18 protein-coding genes are annotated in these 18,723 nt (G+C 65.2%); 13 read left to right on the top strand and 5 right to left on the bottom strand.

The genetic code is table 11. The features are described from left to right. Positions 1–15 precede the first annotated feature (15 nt). The 6 genes from BMI85_RS16630 (at position 16) to BMI85_RS16605 (ending at position 6,357) form a co-directional block, all read left to right on the top strand. Positions 16–819 (top strand): cytochrome c oxidase subunit 3, encoded by an 804-nt coding sequence (locus tag BMI85_RS16630; RefSeq protein WP_078602071.1) that lies wholly within the window; start codon positions 16–18, stop codon positions 817–819. Between the two features lie 72 nt (positions 820–891). Beyond that, on the top strand, positions 892–1,572 hold the full coding sequence (locus BMI85_RS16625; protein ID WP_078602070.1) for an SURF1 family protein: 681 nt from the start codon (positions 892–894) through the stop codon (positions 1,570–1,572). A 9-nt stretch (positions 1,573–1,581) separates the two neighbouring features. After that, on the top strand, positions 1,582–2,979 hold the full coding sequence (gene thrC / locus BMI85_RS16620) for a threonine synthase (RefSeq protein WP_078602069.1): 1,398 nt from the start codon (positions 1,582–1,584) through the stop codon (positions 2,977–2,979). Then, positions 2,976–4,235, top strand: coding sequence for a pitrilysin family protein (locus BMI85_RS16615; protein WP_078602068.1), 1,260 nt, complete (start codon positions 2,976–2,978; stop codon positions 4,233–4,235). Before thrC ends, BMI85_RS16615 begins: the two co-directional genes overlap by 4 nt. After that, positions 4,235–4,819 (top strand): GNAT family protein, encoded by a 585-nt coding sequence (locus BMI85_RS16610; protein WP_078521856.1) that lies wholly within the window; start codon positions 4,235–4,237, stop codon positions 4,817–4,819. Before BMI85_RS16615 ends, BMI85_RS16610 begins: the two co-directional genes overlap by 1 nt. 134 nt (positions 4,820–4,953) lie before the next feature. Beyond that, positions 4,954–6,357 carry an FAD-binding oxidoreductase gene (locus tag BMI85_RS16605; protein ID WP_078602067.1) on the top strand — a complete coding sequence of 468 codons (1,404 nt, stop codon included), beginning with the start codon at positions 4,954–4,956 and terminating at the stop codon, positions 6,355–6,357. Positions 6,358–6,480: 123 nt separating this feature from the next. On the opposite strand, the gene BMI85_RS16600 is transcribed toward BMI85_RS16605, so the two are convergent. Genes BMI85_RS16600 through BMI85_RS16590 form a run of 3 tightly spaced genes read right to left on the bottom strand, consistent with a single transcriptional unit; the run spans position 6,481 to position 8,310 of the window. Further along, entirely contained in the window at positions 6,481–6,903 is a 423-nt protein-coding gene (locus tag BMI85_RS16600) for an NUDIX hydrolase (RefSeq protein WP_078602066.1), read from the bottom strand. Continuing rightward, positions 6,900–7,430 carry an adenine phosphoribosyltransferase gene (locus tag BMI85_RS16595; RefSeq protein ID WP_078521850.1) on the bottom strand — a complete coding sequence of 177 codons (531 nt, stop codon included), beginning with the start codon at positions 7,428–7,430 and terminating at the stop codon, positions 6,900–6,902. Before BMI85_RS16595 ends, BMI85_RS16600 begins: the two co-directional genes overlap by 4 nt. Positions 7,431–7,437: 7 nt before the next feature. Next, positions 7,438–8,310: an S-methyl-5'-thioadenosine phosphorylase gene (locus tag BMI85_RS16590; RefSeq protein WP_078602065.1), complete on the bottom strand. Its 873-nt coding sequence runs from the start codon at positions 8,308–8,310 to the stop codon at positions 7,438–7,440. Between the two features lie 137 nt (positions 8,311–8,447). Between BMI85_RS16590 and BMI85_RS16585 the strand changes: the two genes are divergently transcribed. Continuing rightward, positions 8,448–9,326 (top strand): DMT family transporter, encoded by an 879-nt coding sequence (locus tag BMI85_RS16585; protein ID WP_078602064.1) that lies wholly within the window; start codon positions 8,448–8,450, stop codon positions 9,324–9,326. Here BMI85_RS16585 and BMI85_RS16580 read toward each other — a convergent pair. After that, on the bottom strand, positions 9,316–9,915 hold the full coding sequence (locus tag BMI85_RS16580; RefSeq protein WP_078602063.1) for a flavin reductase family protein: 600 nt from the start codon (positions 9,913–9,915) through the stop codon (positions 9,316–9,318). The two genes, BMI85_RS16585 and BMI85_RS16580, sit on opposite strands and share 11 nt — an antisense overlap. A 77-nt stretch (positions 9,916–9,992) precedes the next feature. On the opposite strand from BMI85_RS16580, the gene BMI85_RS16575 reads away from it, so the two are divergent. Together BMI85_RS16575 and BMI85_RS16570 are read left to right on the top strand one after the other, a co-directional pair. Beyond that, a complete protein-coding gene (locus BMI85_RS16575; protein ID WP_078545268.1) occupies positions 9,993–10,475 on the top strand; it encodes an N-acetyltransferase in 483 nt (160 codons plus the stop codon). Positions 10,476–10,523: 48 nt separating this feature from the next. Beyond that, a complete protein-coding gene (locus BMI85_RS16570) occupies positions 10,524–11,279 on the top strand; it encodes an EcsC family protein (RefSeq protein WP_078545270.1) in 756 nt (251 codons plus the stop codon). 139 nt (positions 11,280–11,418) lie between these two features. Here the strand turns inward: BMI85_RS16570 and BMI85_RS16565 are convergent, their stop codons facing one another. Next, a complete protein-coding gene (locus BMI85_RS16565) occupies positions 11,419–13,014 on the bottom strand; it encodes an FAD-dependent oxidoreductase (protein WP_078602062.1) in 1,596 nt (531 codons plus the stop codon). A 168-nt stretch (positions 13,015–13,182) separates the two neighbouring features. On the opposite strand from BMI85_RS16565, the gene BMI85_RS16560 reads away from it, so the two are divergent. The 4 genes from BMI85_RS16560 to ptsP all read left to right on the top strand — a co-directional run bounded on the left by BMI85_RS16560 (position 13,183) and on the right by ptsP (position 18,587). Further along, on the top strand, positions 13,183–14,391 hold the full coding sequence (locus BMI85_RS16560) for a glycosyltransferase N-terminal domain-containing protein (RefSeq protein ID WP_078602207.1): 1,209 nt from the start codon (positions 13,183–13,185) through the stop codon (positions 14,389–14,391). 67 nt (positions 14,392–14,458) lie between these two features. After that, complete coding sequence (locus tag BMI85_RS16555) at positions 14,459–14,893, top strand: DUF1178 family protein (RefSeq protein ID WP_078602061.1); 435 nt, start codon at positions 14,459–14,461, stop codon at positions 14,891–14,893. Positions 14,894–15,049: 156 nt separating this feature from the next. Then, positions 15,050–16,303: an aspartate kinase gene (locus BMI85_RS16550; RefSeq protein WP_078521836.1), complete on the top strand. Its 1,254-nt coding sequence runs from the start codon at positions 15,050–15,052 to the stop codon at positions 16,301–16,303. 40 nt (positions 16,304–16,343) lie between these two features. Then, positions 16,344–18,587 carry a phosphoenolpyruvate--protein phosphotransferase gene (ptsP, locus tag BMI85_RS16545; RefSeq protein WP_078571412.1) on the top strand — a complete coding sequence of 748 codons (2,244 nt, stop codon included), beginning with the start codon at positions 16,344–16,346 and terminating at the stop codon, positions 18,585–18,587. Positions 18,588–18,723 lie beyond the last annotated feature (136 nt).

Raw genomic sequence — 18,723 nt, 5'->3', positions numbered from 1 at the left:
ATCGGAGGGAGACGCATGGCCCACGCAAAGAACCACGACTACCACATACTACCGCCCTCGATCTGGCCCCTCCTCGGGGCCGTTGGTGGCTTCATCATGCTCTTCGGGGCGGTGCTCTGGATGCAGAGCATTACCCATTACGTCTTCTTCGGCGGCCTGCTCGTGGTGCTCTACACCATGTATGGCTGGTGGTCGGACGTAGTCCACGAGGGCGAGACCGGCGATCACACCCCGGTGGTGCGGATCGGCCTGCGCTATGGCTTCATCCTGTTCATCATGTCCGAAGTGATGTTCTTCGCGGCCTGGTTCTGGAGCTTCTTCAAGCACGCCATGTACCCGATGGGCCCGATGAGCCCCATTCAGGACGGCGTCTGGCCGCCCGAGGGCATCGTGACCTTCGATCCGTGGCACCTGCCGCTGATCAACACCGTGATCCTGCTCCTGTCGGGGGTGACCCTCACCTGGGCCCACCATGCGCTGGTGCATGAAAACGACCGCAGCCAGGTCAAGCAGGGCCTGATCCTGACAGTGATCCTAGGCGCGTCCTTCACGGTCCTGCAGGCCTACGAGTACAGCCACGCGGCCTTCGGTCTGGCGGGCAACATCTACGGCGCCAACTTCTTCATGGCGACGGGCTTCCACGGGGCGCATGTCATCATCGGGACGATCTTCCTGCTGGTCTGCCTGCTGCGGATCATGCGCGGCCAGATGACCCAGGACGAGCATGTCGGCTTCGAGGCCGCCGCTTGGTACTGGCACTTCGTCGATGTGGTCTGGCTCTTCCTGTTCGCATCGATCTATATCTGGGGCAGCGCGTAAGCGCCCCCGGCATTAACACGCAAATGCGCAGATCGGCGCGGGGGGCGACCCTCGCGCCGCTTTGTTGGAGGCTTGATGAAACGCTACATCTTTCCGCTGCTGCTGGGCATCGTCGGCTGCGCGATCCTGATCTCGCTCGGTATCTGGCAGGTGCAGCGGCTGGGCTGGAAAGAGGCGATGCTGGCCGAGATTTCCGCCAAGATCGAAGGCCAGCCGCAGGCGCTGCCGCCAGAAGGCACCGACACCAAGCCGCTGAAATACGAACCTGTCACGGTAAGCGGGCGCACGACGGGGCAGGAGATCCTCGTGCTCTCGGGTCAGAAGGGCGTCGGCGCGGGCTACCGGGTCATCGACGCCTTCGAGACCGATCAGGGCCGCAAGATCCTGCTCGATCGCGGCTTCATTCCCGAGGGCGAAAAGGGCTCCGACCGCCCCGCCACGGAGCTCACCGTCACCGGCAACCTGCACTGGCCCGAAGAGACCGACAGCTACACCCCCGAGCCCGACGCCAAGACCGGCATCTGGTTTGCCCGCGACGTGCCCGCGATGGCCGCCAAGCTCGGGACCGAGCCGATCCTGATCGTCGCTCGCACCGCTCAAGGGGCCGCGCAGGGCATAACGCCGGTCCCCGTGACCATCACTGGCATCCCGAATGACCACCTCGGTTACGCGATCACCTGGTTTTTGCTCGCAATCGTCTGGGCTGGGATGACAATCTTTCTTCTCTGGCGTATCAGGCGGCAACAGGCCTGAGGATTGACGATGCGTTATGTTTCCACTCGGGGCAAAGCCCCGGTTCTGAATTTCGGCGATGCGATGCTGACGGGGCTTGCCCGCGACGGCGGGCTTTACGTGCCCGAGACCGTGCCGCAGTTCTCCGCCGATGAGATCGCCGCGCTCGCAGGGCAGCCCTACGAGGAAGTCGCGTTCCGTGTGATGAAGCCCTTCGTCTCCGAGACTTTCTCGGACGAGGAACTGCGCGGCGCCATCACGCGCGCCTATTCCGGTTTCGGCCATGTCGCCCGCGCGCCGATGGTGCAGCTGGCACCGAACCATTTCCTGCTGGAGCTGTTCCACGGCCCCACGCTCGCGTTCAAGGATTTCGCGATGCAGGTGATCGGGCAGCTGTTCCAGATCGAACTGCAAAAACGCAACCAGAAGATCACCATCGTCGGCGCCACCTCGGGCGATACCGGCTCGGCGGCGATCGAGGCCTTCCGCGGGCTCGACAATGTCGATGTGTTCATCCTCTTCCCGCATGGCCGGGTGTCCGAAGTGCAGCGCCGCCAGATGACGACGCCCATCGAGAGCAATGTCCACGCGCTCGCGCTCGATGGCGATTTCGACGATTGCCAGGGCAAGCTGAAGGACATGTTCAACGACTTTGACTTCCGCGACGAGGTCGGGCTGGCGGGTGTGAACTCGATCAACTTCGCCCGCGTGCTGGCGCAGATCGTGTATTTCTTCTCCTCCGCCGTGGCGCTCGGTGCGCCGCATCGCAAAGTGTCCTTCACCGTGCCCACCGGCAATTTCGGCGATATCTTCGCGGGCTTCCTTGCGAAGGAAATGGGCCTGCCGGTCGAGCGTCTGGTGATCGCGACGAACCAGAACGACATTCTGCATCGTTGCCTCGAGAAGGGCGACTATACCAAGCAGGGCGTCACGCCCTCGATCTCGCCGTCGATGGATATCGAAGTGAGCTCGAACTTCGAACGCGCGCTGTTCTGGGCCTATGGCAAGGACGGGGCCGCGATCGAGAAGCTGATGGACGAGCTGAAAACCGAAGGCTCCTTCACCGTCTCCGAAAACGCCATCGGGAGCTTGCGCGATATCTACGACAGCGGCTCGGTCGGCGAGGCGCGCACGATGGAAGAGATCGGCGACACGCTCAAGGAAACCGGCGAACTGCTCTGCCCGCATTCCGCGGTCGGCGTGAACGTGGGCAAAACGGCGGTCGCGCGCGACCCGGCCACGCCGATGATCACGCTCGCCACCGCGCATCCCGCGAAATTCCCCGATGCGGTGGAAGAGGCGACGGGCATCCGTCCCGACCTGCCGCCGCGCATGGCGGATCTGTTCACCCGCGAGGAGCGCGTGACCCGCGTGCCGAATGACCTTGCAGACCTTGAAGCCCTGATCCGGGAGCGCCGCCGCACATGATCGAAATGACCACCCTGAAGAACGGTCTGCGCATCATCACCGAGTCGATGCCGGGCCTCGCCTCTGCCGCGATCGGCGTCTGGATCACGGCCGGTGGCCGCCACGAGCGCCCCGAACAGAACGGCATCGCTCATTTCCTCGAACATATGGCGTTCAAGGGCACGAAGACGCGCTCGGCGCTGCAGATCGCGGAAGCCATCGAGGACGTGGGCGGCTATATCAACGCCTATACCTCGCGCGAGATGACCGCCTATTACGCCCGCGTGCTGGCCGAGGACGTGCCGCTCGCGCTCGACGTGATTTCGGACATCCTCTTGAACCCGGTCTTCGATCAGCGCGAGATCGAGGTGGAGCGCGGCGTGATCCTGCAGGAAATCGGCCAGTCGCTCGACACGCCCGACGATGTGATCTTCGACTGGCTGCAGGAGGCCGCGTATCCCGATCAGCCGATGGGCCGCACGATCCTCGGCCCGGCGGAGAAGGTCCGCAGCTTCGCGCGCGACGATCTCTCGGCTTTCGTGACCGAACATTACGGCCCCGATCAGATGATCCTCTCGGCGGCTGGTGCGGTCGATCACGCGGAGATCGTGAAACGCGCCGAAGATATCTTCGGCGACCTGCGCCCCGCGCTGAACCCCGCGCCCTATCCCGCGAAATGGATCGGCAACGAGCGGCGCGAGATCAAACAGCTCGAACAGGCGCATTTCGCGCTTGGCATCGAGTCGCCCAGCTATCGCGATGCCGACCTCTACACCGCGCAGGTCTATTCGGTGGCGATGGGCGGGGGCATGTCCTCGCGCCTGTTCCAAAAGATCCGCGAAGAGCGCGGGTTGTGTTACACGATCTTCTCGCAGGCAGGCGCCTACGAGGACACCGGCATGTTCACCGTCTATGCGGGCACCTCCGGCGACGAGGTCCGCGGTCTGGCCGAACTGACCATCGACGAGTTGAAACGTGCCGCCGAAGACATGACCGAGGTCGAGATCGCCCGCGCCCGCGTCCAGATCAAGGCGGGGCTTCTGATGGGGCTGGAAAGCGCCTCGGCGCGTGCCGAACGCATGGCGCGCAGCCTCTATATCTGGGGCAGGGTGCCCGGGATCGACGAGGCCTCGGCGCGGATCGACAGCGTCACCCGCGATGCGGTGCGCGACTTCGGGGAACGGCTCGCCACTGGCGGGCGCACGGCCATGGCGCTTTACGGCCCGGTCAAGGATGCGCCCGAGCTTGGGGAGCTGCGCGAAAGGCTCGCCGCCTGATGTTCGCGCGTCGTCGTCAGCTGCGGATCGATACGGATCGAATGATCCTGCGTCCGCCGCAGCATGGGGATTATCGTCCGTGGGCCAGCCTGCGCGAGGATAGCCGTGACTTCCTGACGCCCTGGGAGCCGAGTTGGTCCTCCGATCACCTCAGCCGCAAGGCGTTCTCGAACCGGGTCTATTGGGCGGCGCGCGCGATCGCGAACGGCACCGCCGTTCCCGTATTTCTGTTCTCGCGCCGCGATGACATTTTTCTGGGGGCGATCACGCTCGACAATATCCGGCGCGGACCTGCTCAGGCGGGTACGCTGGGCTATTGGATCGGCCAACGCCACGCGCGTCATGGCTATATGCGCGAGGCGATCGAGGCGGTGGTTCATTACGCTTTCACCAAGCTCGATCTGAGCCGCATTGAGGCAGCTTGTCTGCCCGAGAACGCGGCCTCGCGCGGGGTGCTGGAGAAATCCGGCTTCAAATATGAGGGCGTCGCGCAGAGCTACCTGCAGATCAACGGGCGCTGGCGCAATCACGTCCTCTATTCCAACCTGCGCTCGGATCGCCGGGGACGGACGGATGTCCGATAGGAACGGATATGCTGGCGACGGACGTCCGGCCCTTCGCTTGCGCTTCGGGCGTTCGCCGGGGCGTCCTTCCACTGGAAGGCCGCTGATCCCGGCTCACCCCCCAGGATATTTCAGCCAAGCCGAAGGAGGCAGAGATGCGTACCGCCGCTGATGAAAGTTTCGTCGAGACGCTGCGGGACGCGGTGCCGGGCCTGAGCCTCGGGGCGCCGGGCGCGTCTTACCTCGAAGAGCCGCGCGGGCGGTATCACGGTCTGGGTGGAGTTCTGGTCAAGCCGACGTCGACCGAAGAGGTCGCAGCGGTTCTGAAGCACTGTCACGCGGCGGGCGTCGCCGTGTTGCCCTATGGCGGGGGCACCGGTCTGGTCGGCGGCCAGATCACCGAAGACGGTCCCGCGCCGGTCATCCTGAGCCTCGAGAAAATGAATGCCGTCCGTGCGGTCACTGGCCATGTGCTGGAGATCGAGGCGGGGGCGACGCTGTTCGAGGCCCAGCAGGCGGCGGAAGGCGCGGGGCGGCTGTTCCCGCTGAGCATCGCGAGCCAGGGCTCTGCCCGGATCGGCGGTGTGCTGGCGACCAATGCGGGCGGGGTGAACGTGCTGCGCTATGGCAATGCGCGCGAGCTGTGTCTGGGCGTCGAGGCGGTGCTGGCCGATGGCACGGTGATTTCGGGCCTCAAGCATCTGCGCAAGGACAATACCGGCTACGATCTGAAGGATCTGCTGATCGGCTCCGAGGGCACGCTCGGGATCATCACCGCCGCGACCCTGCGACTGTTCCCGCGCCCGGCGGCGGTCGGGACGGCGATGATGGTGGTCGAAAGCCCCGCCGCCGCGCTGGAACTGCTGGAACTGGCCGAGGCCCGGATGCCCGGGTGCGTGTCGGCCTTCGAGATGATCTCGGGGCAGGGGCTGCGCTTTCTCGACGAGGTCGGCCCGGAGGTGCATCAGCCTTTTGAGGCGCGCCCCGACTGGTCGGTGCTGATCGAGATCGGTCTGCCCGAAGGGCTGGCGCCGGAGGAGGCGCTGGCAGAGCTGTTCGAAGCGGCCGAGGGACTGGTCAGCGACGGGGTGATCGCAAGTTCCGAAAGTCAGCGCGCCCAGATGTGGACCCTGCGCGAGAGCCTGCCGGAGGCGAACAAGCGGATCGGATCGATCTCGAGCCATGACATCTCGTTGCCGCTGCCGAAACTGGCCGCTTTCATCGAAGAGGCGCGTGATGCGCTTCTCGACCTCGGCAATATCCGGATCAACTGCTTCGGCCATGTCGGCGACGGCAATCTGCATTTCAACGCCTTCCCCGCCGAGGGGCGCGACCGCAAGGAATACGAGAACCTGCGTCGTGCGATCCCCGAAACGGTTTACAATCTGGTCGATCGTTTCGGCGGCTCGATCTCGGCCGAACATGGGATCGGGCGGCTGAAGGTGGGCGATCTGGAGCGCTACGGCGATCCGGGCAAACTGGCCGCGATGCGCACGATCAAGGCGGCGCTGGACCCGAAAGGCATTCTGAACCCCGGCGCGGTGCTGGCGGAGCGCTGAGGGCCAAGAGAAACGCGCCCCGCCAGGAGAGCAGGCGGAGCGCGGCGTTCTGGTTCACGTGTCATTGCAAGCAGCCGAACCATCAGGCCCACTCAGGTTAGGTCGATTCGCGTAAGAAAGACGTTAACGCCGTCCCAGCGCGGCGGCTTGCCGCGCGATCCGCGCCACGTCGCGGCTGAGGGGAAGGTCTCCCTCCATCCGGTCGATAGCGACCCAGCGTGCATCCAGCGCGTCGTCGTCCGCGACCGGCTCTCCGGCCTGCCATTGGCATTCGACTGCGACCAGCACGAAGTGATGCTCCAGCGTGCCCTTTCCATCCTCGGCGAGGACGTCGAGCGCATTGAAGGCATGGGTGGCCCGCGCCTGCACGCCGGTCTCTTCAAGCAATTCGCGCTCTGCCGCCGCAAGAAGCGTCTCGCCGAACTCGACCTTGCCGCCGGGAAAGCCCCAGAGCCCGGCATCTGGCGGGTTCGCCCGCTGCACCAGCAGCGCCTGCCCGTCGCGGATCACGACGGCAAGAATGGCGGGGACGGGACGGGGGCTCACGCCCCCTCGAATTCGCACAGAACGCTGACATTCATGCCGCGATCTTCGAGCAGTTTGCGCCCGCCCAGTTCCGGCAGATCGACGATGAAGGACAGGCCCACGATCTCGCCGCCGACGCGCTCGATCAGCTGGATGCCCGCCTGCGCGGTGCCGCCGGTGGCCAGAAGATCGTCGACGACCAGAACCTTCTCGCCGGGCTTGATCGCATCTTCATGCATCTCCATCACCGCCTCGCCATATTCCAGCTGGTAGGCCTGGCTGATCGTCTGGCCGGGCAGCTTGCCCTTCTTGCGGATCGGCACGAAGCCTTTCGACAGCTGATGCGCGATCGCGCCGCCGATGATGAAGCCGCGCGCTTCCAGCCCCACGACCTTGTCGATCTGCTGGCCCGCCCACGGGTGCAGCAACTGATCGATCGCCATGCGGAAGCCGCGCGGATCGGCGAAGAGCGTCGTCACATCGCGGAACATGATCCCTTCATGGGGGAAATCGGCGATGGTGCGGATATAGTCTTTGACGTTGGTCATGGGATCCTCAGAGGTCGAGCACGCGGCCCGCGATGGTCTTGAGTTTGCGCGCCATCTCGGGGTCGCGCTTGTCGGGGGCGGTCATGATCGCGCTGTCGAGGGCGTGTGTGCAGCCGGTGGCGCAATCGCCCGCCGCGCCCTTCAGCAGACCGGGCAGAGCCGCGACCAGAGCGCGCGCCTTATCGGCGTTCTTCATCGCGACGGCAACGACCTGCGCCACATCCACGGCATCATGATCGGGGTGCCAGCAGTCGTAATCGGTGATCATCGCAACGCAGGCGTAATGCAGCTCCGCCTCGCGGGCGAGCTTGGCTTCGGGCATGCCGGTCATGCCGATCACGTCGGCCCCCCATTGGCGGTAAAGCTCGCTCTCGGCCTTGGTCGAGAATTGCGGCCCCTCCATCGCGACATAGGTGCCGCCCTCATGGACGCTCACGCCGGTCTTGCGCGCGGCCTCGGCGCAGGCGGCCGAGAGGTCGGAGCAAACAGGATGCGCGACCGAGACATGGCCCACCATGCCGGGGCCGAAGAAGGTTTTCTCACGCGCGAAGGTGCGGTCGATATACTGGTCCACGATCAGGAAATCGCCCGGCGCATAGGCCTCTTTCAGCGAGCCCACGGCGGAGACGGCGATCAGATCGGTTACGCCCAGCTGTTTCATCGCGGCGATATTGGCGCGGTAGGGGACGGTGGTCGGCGTCTCGACATGGCCGCGCCCGTGGCGGGGCAGAAAGGCCATCTTCACACCGTCCAGCGTGCCGGTCAGTACCTGATCGGAGGGCGCGCCGAACGGCGTCTCGATGGTGATCCATTCGGCCCCTTCGAGCCCGTTGATCTGATAGACGCCCGAGCCGCCGATCACCCCGATCATTCTGTCCATTCTGCGCATCCTTCGCCTGTCTTTTCCGCGTCGCGGCGAGCCTAAGCGCCACGGCCCCGGGAGGAAAGAGGGATTGCAGCCACTTGCCGCGCGGTCTATCGGCGCAGGGGGATATGGGAGTCCCCACGGGAGGATCTATGGAAAATATCCGCGGCTCGGTGCTGATGGTCGTCGCGATGGCGGCCTTCGCGATGGAAGACATGTTCGTCAAATCCGCCTCGACCCATCTCGCGGTGGGCGTGGTGCTGATGCTGTTCGGCCTCGGCGGGATGGTGGTTTTCGGCGTGCTCATCACCGCGCGCGGTCAGCGGTTGCTGCATCCGGCGCTCGCGTCGAAACCGCTCCTGATAAAGCTCGCGCTCGAAGTGGTGGGGCGCCTCGGCTACACGCTGGGGATCGCGCTGACGCCGCTGTCCAATGCCTCCGCGATCCTCCAGGCGACGCCGTTGGTCGTCGTCGCAGGCGCGGCGGTGGTGTTTTCCGAACGCGTCGGCATCCGCCGCTGGGTCGCGGTGGGGATCGGGTTCATCGGCGTGCTGATCGTGCTGCGCCCCGGCCTCGACGGCTTCGTCCCGGCTGCCCTTTGGACCGTGCTGGGGATGCTGGGCTTCGCGGGGCGCGATCTGGCGACGCGCGCCTGCCCGCCGGTCCTGTCGAATTTCCAGCTCAGCTTCTACGGTTTCATGATGCTGATCCCGACCGGCGTGCTGATCCTGCTGATCTTCGGCGGTGTGACGACGCCCGATCTCTTTGCGCTGCGCGACGTGGCCGGTGCGGTGGCCTTCGGCAGCCTCGCCTATTGGTCGCTGACCAAGGCGATGCGGATGGGCGAGGTCTCGGTCATCACGCCCTTCCGCTACACCCGCCTGATCTTCGCGCTGATCCTCGGTGCGGTGGTGTTCGGCGAGCGGCCCGATGCGGCGATGATCGTGGGTGCGGCACTAATCGTGGCGAGCGGCCTCTACACGCTGATTGAAGGCCGCCGCAGCCGGGCGCGCGCCCGGATCAGAGCTTAGGCCGCAGCATCTCGAAGGTTTCCGACACGGCCGCGTAATCGCCGCGATTGCCAAGCCGCACGAGACGGTCGGGCGGGGAATAGAGTCCGTCCTTCAGGCAATCGTCGGCGATATGGATGCCCGTCACCTCACCATGCACGAGGTAATTCCCCTCGCCCAGAATCTTGATCACCTGCACCACGCGACATTCGAGCGAGGCAGGCGCCGCCGCCACGCGCGGGCAATCGATGGTCTCGCATTCCGCCTTCTCGATCCCGCATTCGGCGAACTCATCGGTGCCTGCAGGATAATTCGCGCAGGAGGCGTTCATCTGATCCTTCAGCGCATAGGTCACGAGATTGGCGCAGAACACGCCCGCTTCGCGCAGCTGCGAGACGCTGTCCTTCGTGCCGTCGCGGTCGGGCTTCACCCCGGTCGAGGAGAAGATCACCTGCGGCGGCGTATAGGCGACCGCGTTGAAGAAGGAGTAGGGCGCAAGGTTGTCGCCCATCTCGCTGCGCGTCGAAATCCAGCCGATCGGTCGCGGGGCGACGATGGAATTGAACGGGTTGTGGGCGAGAGGGTGGCCATCCGAAGTGCGATAGAACATGCTTTCTCCTGTTTGATCCCGAACTTAGCGCATGCTACCGCGCAGGAAAGGGGCAGCCTGAAAGGGGCGGCGGGCGTATGTATCAGCTCGAACAAGAGACGGCGGAAGACTGGTGGGAAGTCGAGGCGCTCTATGACCTCTGCTTCGCGCCGGGTCGCACGGCGCTGTCCTCCTACCGGCTGCGTGACGGGGTCGATCCGGTGCGCCCGCTTTGCCTCACGCTGCGCCAGGACGGCATCCTGGCTGCGGTGATCCGCTTCTGGCCGGTCAGGGTGGGCGGCAAGCGTGTGCTGCTGCTGGGGCCGATCGCGGTCCACCCGACGCGGCAGGGCGAAGGTTTGGGTGGAATCCTGATGCATGAAAGTCTTTCCCGCGCCGCCGATCTGGGCTGGGAGCGGGTGCTGCTGGTGGGCGACGCGCCCTATTACCAACGCTTCGGCTTCGAGAAGCTCGACGATGTCGAGATGCCGCCGCCCACCAACCCCGACCGCGTTCTGGGCCTCGAACTGGTGCCCGGCGCCTGGGACGGCGTCAAAGGCCAAGTCGAGAAAGACGACTGATTGCCGAAGCGCCTCCGCCGCCCCATATCAGGGAAAGGCAAGGAGGCGATGATGGCAGATATTCTTCCCCCCGTGAGCGACCCGGCGATTCTGGGTCAGCTCGACTCGCTCGCGAAACGCCACCGCGCGGCAGGCGGCGTGGTGATGCAGGTGATCGGCTATATCGGAGGCTCTGCCGAGGGGCTGCTGGGCAAATTGCCCACCCCGGTCCGCAATGGGCTCGACGGGGCGACCGAACGCGCGTTGTCAGGGGCGATGACCGCTGCTGAGCGTTCGCGCGGGATCGTCTCGGACCGGCCCGATTGGATGAATCGCACGCTGACCACCGCGATGGGGGCTGCGGGCGGCGTCGGGGGTCTGGGCAGTTCGCTCGCCGAATTGCCCTTCACGGTCACCATGCTCCTGCGCGCCATACAGGGTATCGCTGCCGAACATGGCTTCGACCCGGCGTCCGAGGAAGTGCGGCTGGAATGTCTGCGGGTCTTCGCCTCTGCCGGGCCGCTCGAGGATGATGACGGGATGGATCTGAGCTTCCTCGCCGCGAGGGCTACGATCACCGGGCCGAGCCTGAAATCGCTGATCGCCAAGGTCGCGCCACGCCTGTCGATCGTGCTGGGTCAGAAGCTTGCGGCTCAGGCGGCCCCGGTTCTTGGCGCGGTCGCAGGTGCGGCCGTCAACTACGCCTTCACCAGCTATTATCAGGAAATCGCTCGCGTCCATTTCGGCCTCAAGCGCCTTGCCCGCGACACCGGCACCGATGAGGGCGTGCTGCGCGAGGAGCTTGTCGCCCGCATCGCCAAGTGATCGAAGCGTCGCGCCTTTGGTCGCGGTCGGATGCCTCCGGCGGGGATATTTAGACCAAGAGGAAGAACGCCCCTCTTCCTCTTGGCGAAAATATCCCGGGGGGCTCCAAAGGAGCGGGGGCAGCGCCCCCTCCGAACTCTCAGCCCTTCGCGTCCTCGAGGATCATCTGCGCCGCCTTCTCGGCGATCATCATCGTCGGCGCGTTGGTGTTGCCCGAGGTGATCGTCGGCATCACCGAGGCATCCGCGATGCGCAGCCCTTTCAGCGCTTTCAACCGCAGCCGCGAGTCCACCACCGCGCCGTCATCCGAGCCCATCCGGCAGGTGCCGACGGGGTGGAAGATCGTGGTGCCGATATCGCCCGCCGCTTTCACGAGATCCGCCTCGGTCTGATAGTCCGGGCCGGGCTTGTATTCCTCGGGTTTGTATTTCGAGAACGCCGGTTGCGAGGCCACGCGGCGGACCTGCCGGATCGCTTCGGCGGCGACGCGGCGGTCGCCTTCGGTCGAGAGGTAATTCGGCGCGATCTCGGGATGGGCGCGGAAATCGGGCGAGGTGATATGCACATGGCCGCGGCTTTCGGGGCGCAGGTTGCACACGCTCGCCGTCATGCCGGGGAAGGGGTGGACCGCATCGCCGAACTTGTCGAGGCTGACCGGCTGGACGTGATATTCCAGATCGGGCGTTTCCTTCTCGGGGAAGCTGCGGGTGAAGATGCCCACCTGCGAGGGCGACATCGACATCGGACCCGAGCGGAACAACGCATATTCCATGCCGATCTTCGCCTTGCCCCAGAGGGTTGAGGACATGGTGTTGAGGCTTTTGACGCCCGAGACCTTGTAGATGAGGCGCAGTTGCAGGTGGTCCTGCAGGTTCTCGCCCACGCCATCGACCTCGGCCACCGGGGTGATGCCATGCTCGGACAGCACGTCACCGCGCCCGATCCCCGACAGCTCGAGGATCTGCACCGAGCCGATCGAGCCTGCCGAGAGCACCGTTTCGCCCGCCTTCACGTCATGGCTCTGGCCGTTCTGATTGTAGCGGATGCCGATGACGCGGCCATCCTCGATCAACAGCTTCTCGACCTGCGCATTGGTTTCGATCCGCAGGTTCTGGCGCTGCATTGCCGGTTTCAGGAAGGCTTTCACCGCGCTCCAGCGCCAGCCGGATTTCTGCGTGACGTGGAAATAGCCGCCGCCCTCATTGGTGCCGGTGTTGAAATCGTCGGTGCGCGGGAAGCCTGCCTCTTCGGCAGCCTCGAGGAAGGTGTCGAGCATCTCCCAGCGCACGCGGGCTTCTTCCACCCGCAATTCGCCGCCCGCGCCATGCAGGTCGCTCTCGCCGCGATAGAAATCTTCCTGCTTCTTGAACAGCGGCAGCACGTCGTCCCAGCTCCAGCCGGGATTGCCCGACTGCGCCCACATATCGTAATCGCGCGCCTGACCGCGCATGTAGATCATGCCGTTGATCGAGGAGCAGCCGCCGAGGATACGCCCGCGCGGATAGAGCAGCTCGCGCCCGTTCAACCCGGCATCGGCTTTCGACTTGTAGCCCCAGTCGGTGCGCGGATTGCCGATGCAGTACAGGTAGCCCACCGGGATATGCACCCAGTGGTAATTGTCGCGCCCGCCTGCTTCCAGCAGCAGCACCTTGTTTTTCGGATCTTCCGACAGACGGTTCGCCAGAACGCAGCCTGCGCTGCCACCGCCGACCACGATGTAATCGTATTGCTCCATGAGCCCCTCCCGAACTGCGCCTCCGGGCAAGACTTTCGCAAGCTGCCGCCCGGGAAACAAGGCCATGACCCGTTCATTCGCGCAAAGTCGCTTTGCGAAAACGCAAGGAGGGGCTTGCCTGTGAGGGGGGGGATCCGTTCTATGGCGCAAATCTCGCCGGAGCCTTTCATGGTCCTTTACCGCCTTCTCGTCAGTATCGCGAGCCTGCTCGTTCTGGCGGCGCTGCTCTGGCGCGTTCTGCGCGGGCGGGAAAGCCGGACTGCCCTGGCGGAGCGGTTGGGCGGCGGGGAAGCCGCGCCGCACCGTCTATGGCTGCACGCGGCTTCGAACGGCGAGTTGACCTCCGCAAAGCCTTTGATCGATGCGCTGCTGGCCGCAGAACCCGCGGTGCACCTGTTGGTGACGGTGAACACGGTGACGGCGCGCGAGCTGGGACAGGGCTGGGCCGATCCGCGCATCGCGATCCGCATGGCCCCGCTCGATCATCGCGCCGCGCTGCGACGGTTTCTGTCGCGGCATGATCCCCGCGCGCTGGTCGTGATCGAAAATGAGCTCTGGCCGAACCGTATGGCGCTGATGGCCGATGCGAAGCAGCCGATCTTCGTGATCGGGGCACGGATGTCAGCCCGCTCTGCGGCGCGCTGGGCCAAGATCGGGATGGCGCAGCCGATGATCGCGCAGATCACCGCGCTTTCGGCGCAGGATGCGGGGTCCGAGGCGCGGTTCCTCGATCTCGGACTGCCGCGCGATCGGCTTTTGCCGCCCGCCAATCTCAAGACGGCGATCACCGTCGCGCCCGGCACGCCGCTCGACTGGCCGCGCAGCGACACGGTTCTGGCCGCCTCGACCCATGAGGGGGAAGACGCGCCGATCCTTGCCGCCTTCGCGAAGGCGCGCGCGCGCCGCCCCGGCCTGCGCCTGATCCTCGCCCCGCGCCATCCGCGCCGCGCGCCCGAGATCGCGGCGCTGATCGCCAAGGCCGGGCTGCGCCATACCACTCGCTCGAAGGACGAGCCTCCGACGGCGGAGGTCTATCTGGCCGATACGCTGGGCGAGATGGGCCGCTGGTATGCGAGCGCAGGCCTGTGTTTCGTAGGCGGCTCGCTCGTCGAAAAGGGCGGCCATACCCCCTATGAGCCCGCAGGCTTCGGCTGTGCCTTGCTGCACGGTCCCGATGTCGCGAATTTCGCTGAGGCCTTTGCGGCACTCGACGCGGCAGGCGGGGCACAGCTTTGCGAAACCGAAGCCGATCTTGCGACCGCTTTCACCACGATTGACGCCGACGCGCAGGCCGAAATGGCTAGCGCCGCACGGGGGGCTCTCGGTCCGCCTGCCGATGTCGAAAGCCTTGCAAAGGCGCTCCTCGCACGGCTCTGAGCGACGGCGACGCGCTTGCATTGCGGCCTAAAACGCTTATTTCCATATGCATCCGGGAGATGCAGACATGATCCGTTATACGCTGCAATGCGAGAATGAGCACCGCTTCGACAGTTGGTTCCCCTCGGCCTCCGGGTTCGAGGCGCTCAAATCCGCAGGCCAGTTGGAATGTGCGATCTGCGGTTCGAAAAAGGTCGGGAAATCGCTGATGGCGCCGCCTGTCGCACAGACGCGCAAGACGGGCGAGCCCGCCGCCGAACGCCCCCTTTCGCAGCCGCAATCCGAGGCCGAACAGGCCCTCGCCGCGATGCGTCGCGAGATCGAGAAGAATTCCGATTACGTCGGCATGAACTTCGCCACCGAAGCGCGCGCCATGCACGAAGGCACCGCCAAGAAACGCGCGATCCACGGCGAGGCGAAACCCGAAGAGGCGCGCAAGATGCTGGAGGACGGGCTGCCGGTTCTGCCGCTGCCCTTCCTGTCGACTCGCAAGACGAACTGACCCTTTTCGCTCTTTCCAAATATCCCGGGGTGAATTCGCGCGAGCGAAGAGGGGCAGCGCCCCAGCGCCGATCTGAGACCCTCGAAACGCCAAATCTCTTGCGCGGCCCAACGGCTTGAGCTAGCAGAGGCCCGACTCTGCCCAAGGGGGATTTCCATGCCCATTCTGGTGATGAAATTCGGCGGCACTTCCGTCGCCGATCTCGACCGGATCGCCAACGCCGCCGAAAAGGTGAAGCGCGAAGTCGAACGCGGTTACGATGTCATCGTGATTGTCTCGGCGATGTCGGGCAAGACCAATGAACTCGTCAACTGGGTCGAGACGACCTCGCCGCTCTATGACGCGCGCGAATATGACGCCGTGGTCGCCTCGGGCGAGAATATCACAGCCGGTCTGATGTCGCTGCGCCTGCAGGAGATGGGTGTCTCCGCGCGCAGCTGGCAGGGCTGGCAGGTGCCAATCAACACGACCTCGGCGCATGGCGCGGCGCGCTTCGTGTCGATCCCGCGCGAAAATCTCGACCAGAAATTCTCCGAGGGCTTCAAGGTCGCGGTGATCGCAGGCTTCCAGGGGCTTTCGCCGGAGAACCGGATCACCACGCTCGGCCGGGGCGGCTCCGACACGACCGCCGTGGCCTTCGCCGCCGCATTCGGCGCGGAGCGTTGCGACATCTACACCGATGTCGACGGCATCTACACCACCGACCCGCGCGTCTCCTCCAAGGCGCGCAAGCTCGACCGCATCGCCTTCGAGGAGATGCTGGAACTCGCGAGCCTCGGGGCGAAGGTTCTGCAAACCCGCTCGGTCGAGCTCGCGATGCGCTACAAGGTGCCGCTGCGCGTGCTAAGCTCCTTCGAGGAAACCACGGAGAATTCGGGCACTCTGGTCTGCGACGAGGATAAAATCATGGAATCGAAAGTTGTCTCCGGCGTCGCCTTTTCTCGCGACGAAGCGAAAATGACCCTCGTGACGGTCGAAGACCGCCCCGGCATCGCCAGCGCGATCTTCGGGCCGCTCGCGGATGCGGGGGTGAATGTCGACATGATCGTGCAGAACATCTCCGAGCGTCAGGCCGAACATGAGGTCAAGGTCACCGACATGACCTTCTCCTGCCCGGTCAATCAGGTCGCCCGCGCCCGCAAGGCGATGGAGGACGCCCGCGACGCCGGGCTGATAAAGTTCGACGAACTGGTCGCCGACGAAGACGTGGCAAAGATTTCCGTCGTGGGCATTGGTATGCGCTCCCACGCGGGGGTCGCGGCGAAGATGTTCAAGGCGCTGGCCGCTGAAAACGTCAACATCAAGGTTATCGCTACGTCGGAAATCAAGATTTCGGTGCTGGTCGACCGCAAATATCTGGAACTGGCGGTTCAGGCCCTGCATGATGCCTTCGAACTCGACAAGGCCTGAGTAACCCGAAGGGCCGCAGCAACAGGGGCAACCTGCGCGGATGGTGGAACTGAGCGAAAGTGATAGTCGCACGCTGTTGCGACGCCTGCGCGATACGCTGGCCACGGAGGGCGACGGGCAGGACCGGCTCAATCACATCACGCAGATCATTGCGGATTCGATGGGCACCGAAGTGTGCTCGATCTACCTGTTCCGCGATCCCGAAACGCTCGAGCTTTGCGCGACCGAAGGTCTGAAAGCCGAGGCTGTCCACCACACGCGGATGCGGCTGGGCGAGGGTCTCGTGGGCCGCGTGGCGCGGTCGGGCCGTCCGATCAACTCCGCCGATGCGCCTTCCGAGCCGGGCTTCCGCTACATGCCGGAGACGGGCGAAGAGATCTATTCCAGCTTCGTCGGCGTGCCGATCCAGCGCGTGGGCGAGAAGCTGGGCGTTCTGGTCGTGCAGTCGAAGGACGAGCGCAGCTTCTCGGATGACGAGCTTTACGGGCTCGAGGTCGTCGCGATGGTGCTGGCCGAAATGACCGAACTCGGCGCTTTCACCGGTGGCGAGAATTCCGAAATCGGCGCGACGCATCGCTTCCCGGTCATGTTCCGCGGCGCGACGGGGCAGGAGGGCGCCGCCGAAGGCCGCGTCTGGCTGCACGAGCCGCGCGTCGTCGTGACGAACCCGGTGGCCGAAGACCCCGAGGCCGAGGCCGCGCGGCTCGAAGAGGCGATCACCGAACTGCGCGGCAAGATCGACGAGATGCTGGCCAGCCCGACCCTGATCGACAAGGATCAGCGGCAGGTGCTGGAGACCTTCAAGATGCTCGCGGCTTCGAAGGGCTGGAAGCGGCGGATGCTCGAAGACATCACCGCTGGTCTTTCTGCCGAAGCCGCAGTCGAGAAAGAACAGAACGCCGCGCGCGACCGGATGCGCAAGGCGCCCGATCCTTACCTGCGCGAACGGCTCAACGATCTCGACGACCTGTCGAACCGCTTGCTGCGCCAGCTGACGGGGCAAGGCAGCGATACCGGCGCCGAGATGCCGGAAAACCCGGTGCTGGTGGCGCGCAATATCGGCCCGGCGGAACTGCTCGATTACGACCGCAAGCTCAAGGGCGTGGTGCTGGAGGAAGGCTCGGTCGGCTCGCATGCCGCGATCGTCACCCGCGCGCTCTCGATCCCGCTGGTGATCCATGCGGGCCGGATCACCGCCGAGGCGCTGAACGGCGACCCGATCCTCGTCGACGGCGATCAGGGCGTGGTGCATCTGCGGCCCGAGGAAAGCGTGGCCCATGCGTTCCGCGACAAGATCGCGATGCAGGCGGAGGCCCAGAAACGCTACGCCTCGTTGCGCGATCAGCCCGCGATAGACAAATCGGGCCAGACCGTCTCGCTGATGATGAATGCGGGGCTGATGGCGGACTTGCCTTCACTGAAGGGCTCCGGCGCTGACGGGGTGGGCCTGTTCCGCACCGAGCTGCAATTCCTGACCCGCACCAAGGTGCCGCGCCGCAACGAACTCGTGCAGCTCTACAAGCGGGTGATGGATGCCGCCGACGGCAAGCGGGTGAATTTCCGGACGCTCGATATCGGCTCCGACAAGGTCGTGCCCTACATGAAGCCGCAGGACGAGCCGAACCCCGCGATGGGCTGGCGCGCGCTGAGGGTGGGGCTCGACAAGCCGGGGATCCTGCGGATGCAGCTGCAGGCGCTGCTGCGCGCAGCCGACGGCCGCCCGACCTCGATCATGTTCCCTTTCATCGCGCTGCCAGAGGAATTCTACGCCGCGCGCGACACGCTGCTGCGGGTCCGCGACCGCGAGGCGCAGATGGGCCGCCCCGTGCCCGAAGAGCTGCGCATCGGCGCGATGCTGGAAACCCCGAGCCTCGGCTTCGCGCCCGACAGCTTCTACCGCGATTGCGATTTCATCTCCATCGGCGGCAACGACCTGAAGCAGTTCTTCTTCGCCGCCGACCGCGAGAACGAACGCGTGCGCCGCCGCTACGATACGCTCGACGGGTCGTTCCTGAACTTCCTAGAACGGATCATCGCGCGCTGTGCGGTCTCGGACACCCAACTCAGCTTCTGCGGCGAGGATGCGGGCCGCCCGATCGAGTCGCTGACCTTCGCGGCGCTCGGCATCCGTACGCTCTCGATGCGGCCCGCCTCGATCGGCCCGGTCAAACACCTGATCCGCCGCGCCGATCTGGGCGAGCTGCGGCAGGTGATCCAGCAGGCGCGCAATGCCGGCCAATCCAGCGTGCGCCCTGCCGTGACGAGTTACCTCGCCCATCTCTGAGCGGGGCAGGGGCTGCCGCTCCTATCCACGAAATCTCACCCCCGGAATGATTTTGGGCCACGGCGAAGCTCTGACACTTCGCCTTGGCCCAAATATCCCGCGGGGGTCTGGGGGCGCGAAGCCCCCAGCCTTGTTT

It is taken from the genome of Thioclava sp. DLFJ4-1 (assembly GCF_002020145.1).
Classification (GTDB): Bacteria; Pseudomonadota; Alphaproteobacteria; order Rhodobacterales; family Rhodobacteraceae; genus Thioclava; species Thioclava sediminum.
The sequence above is the reverse complement of the archived record's forward strand: the minus strand, read 5'-3'. Positions and strand labels throughout refer to the sequence as shown.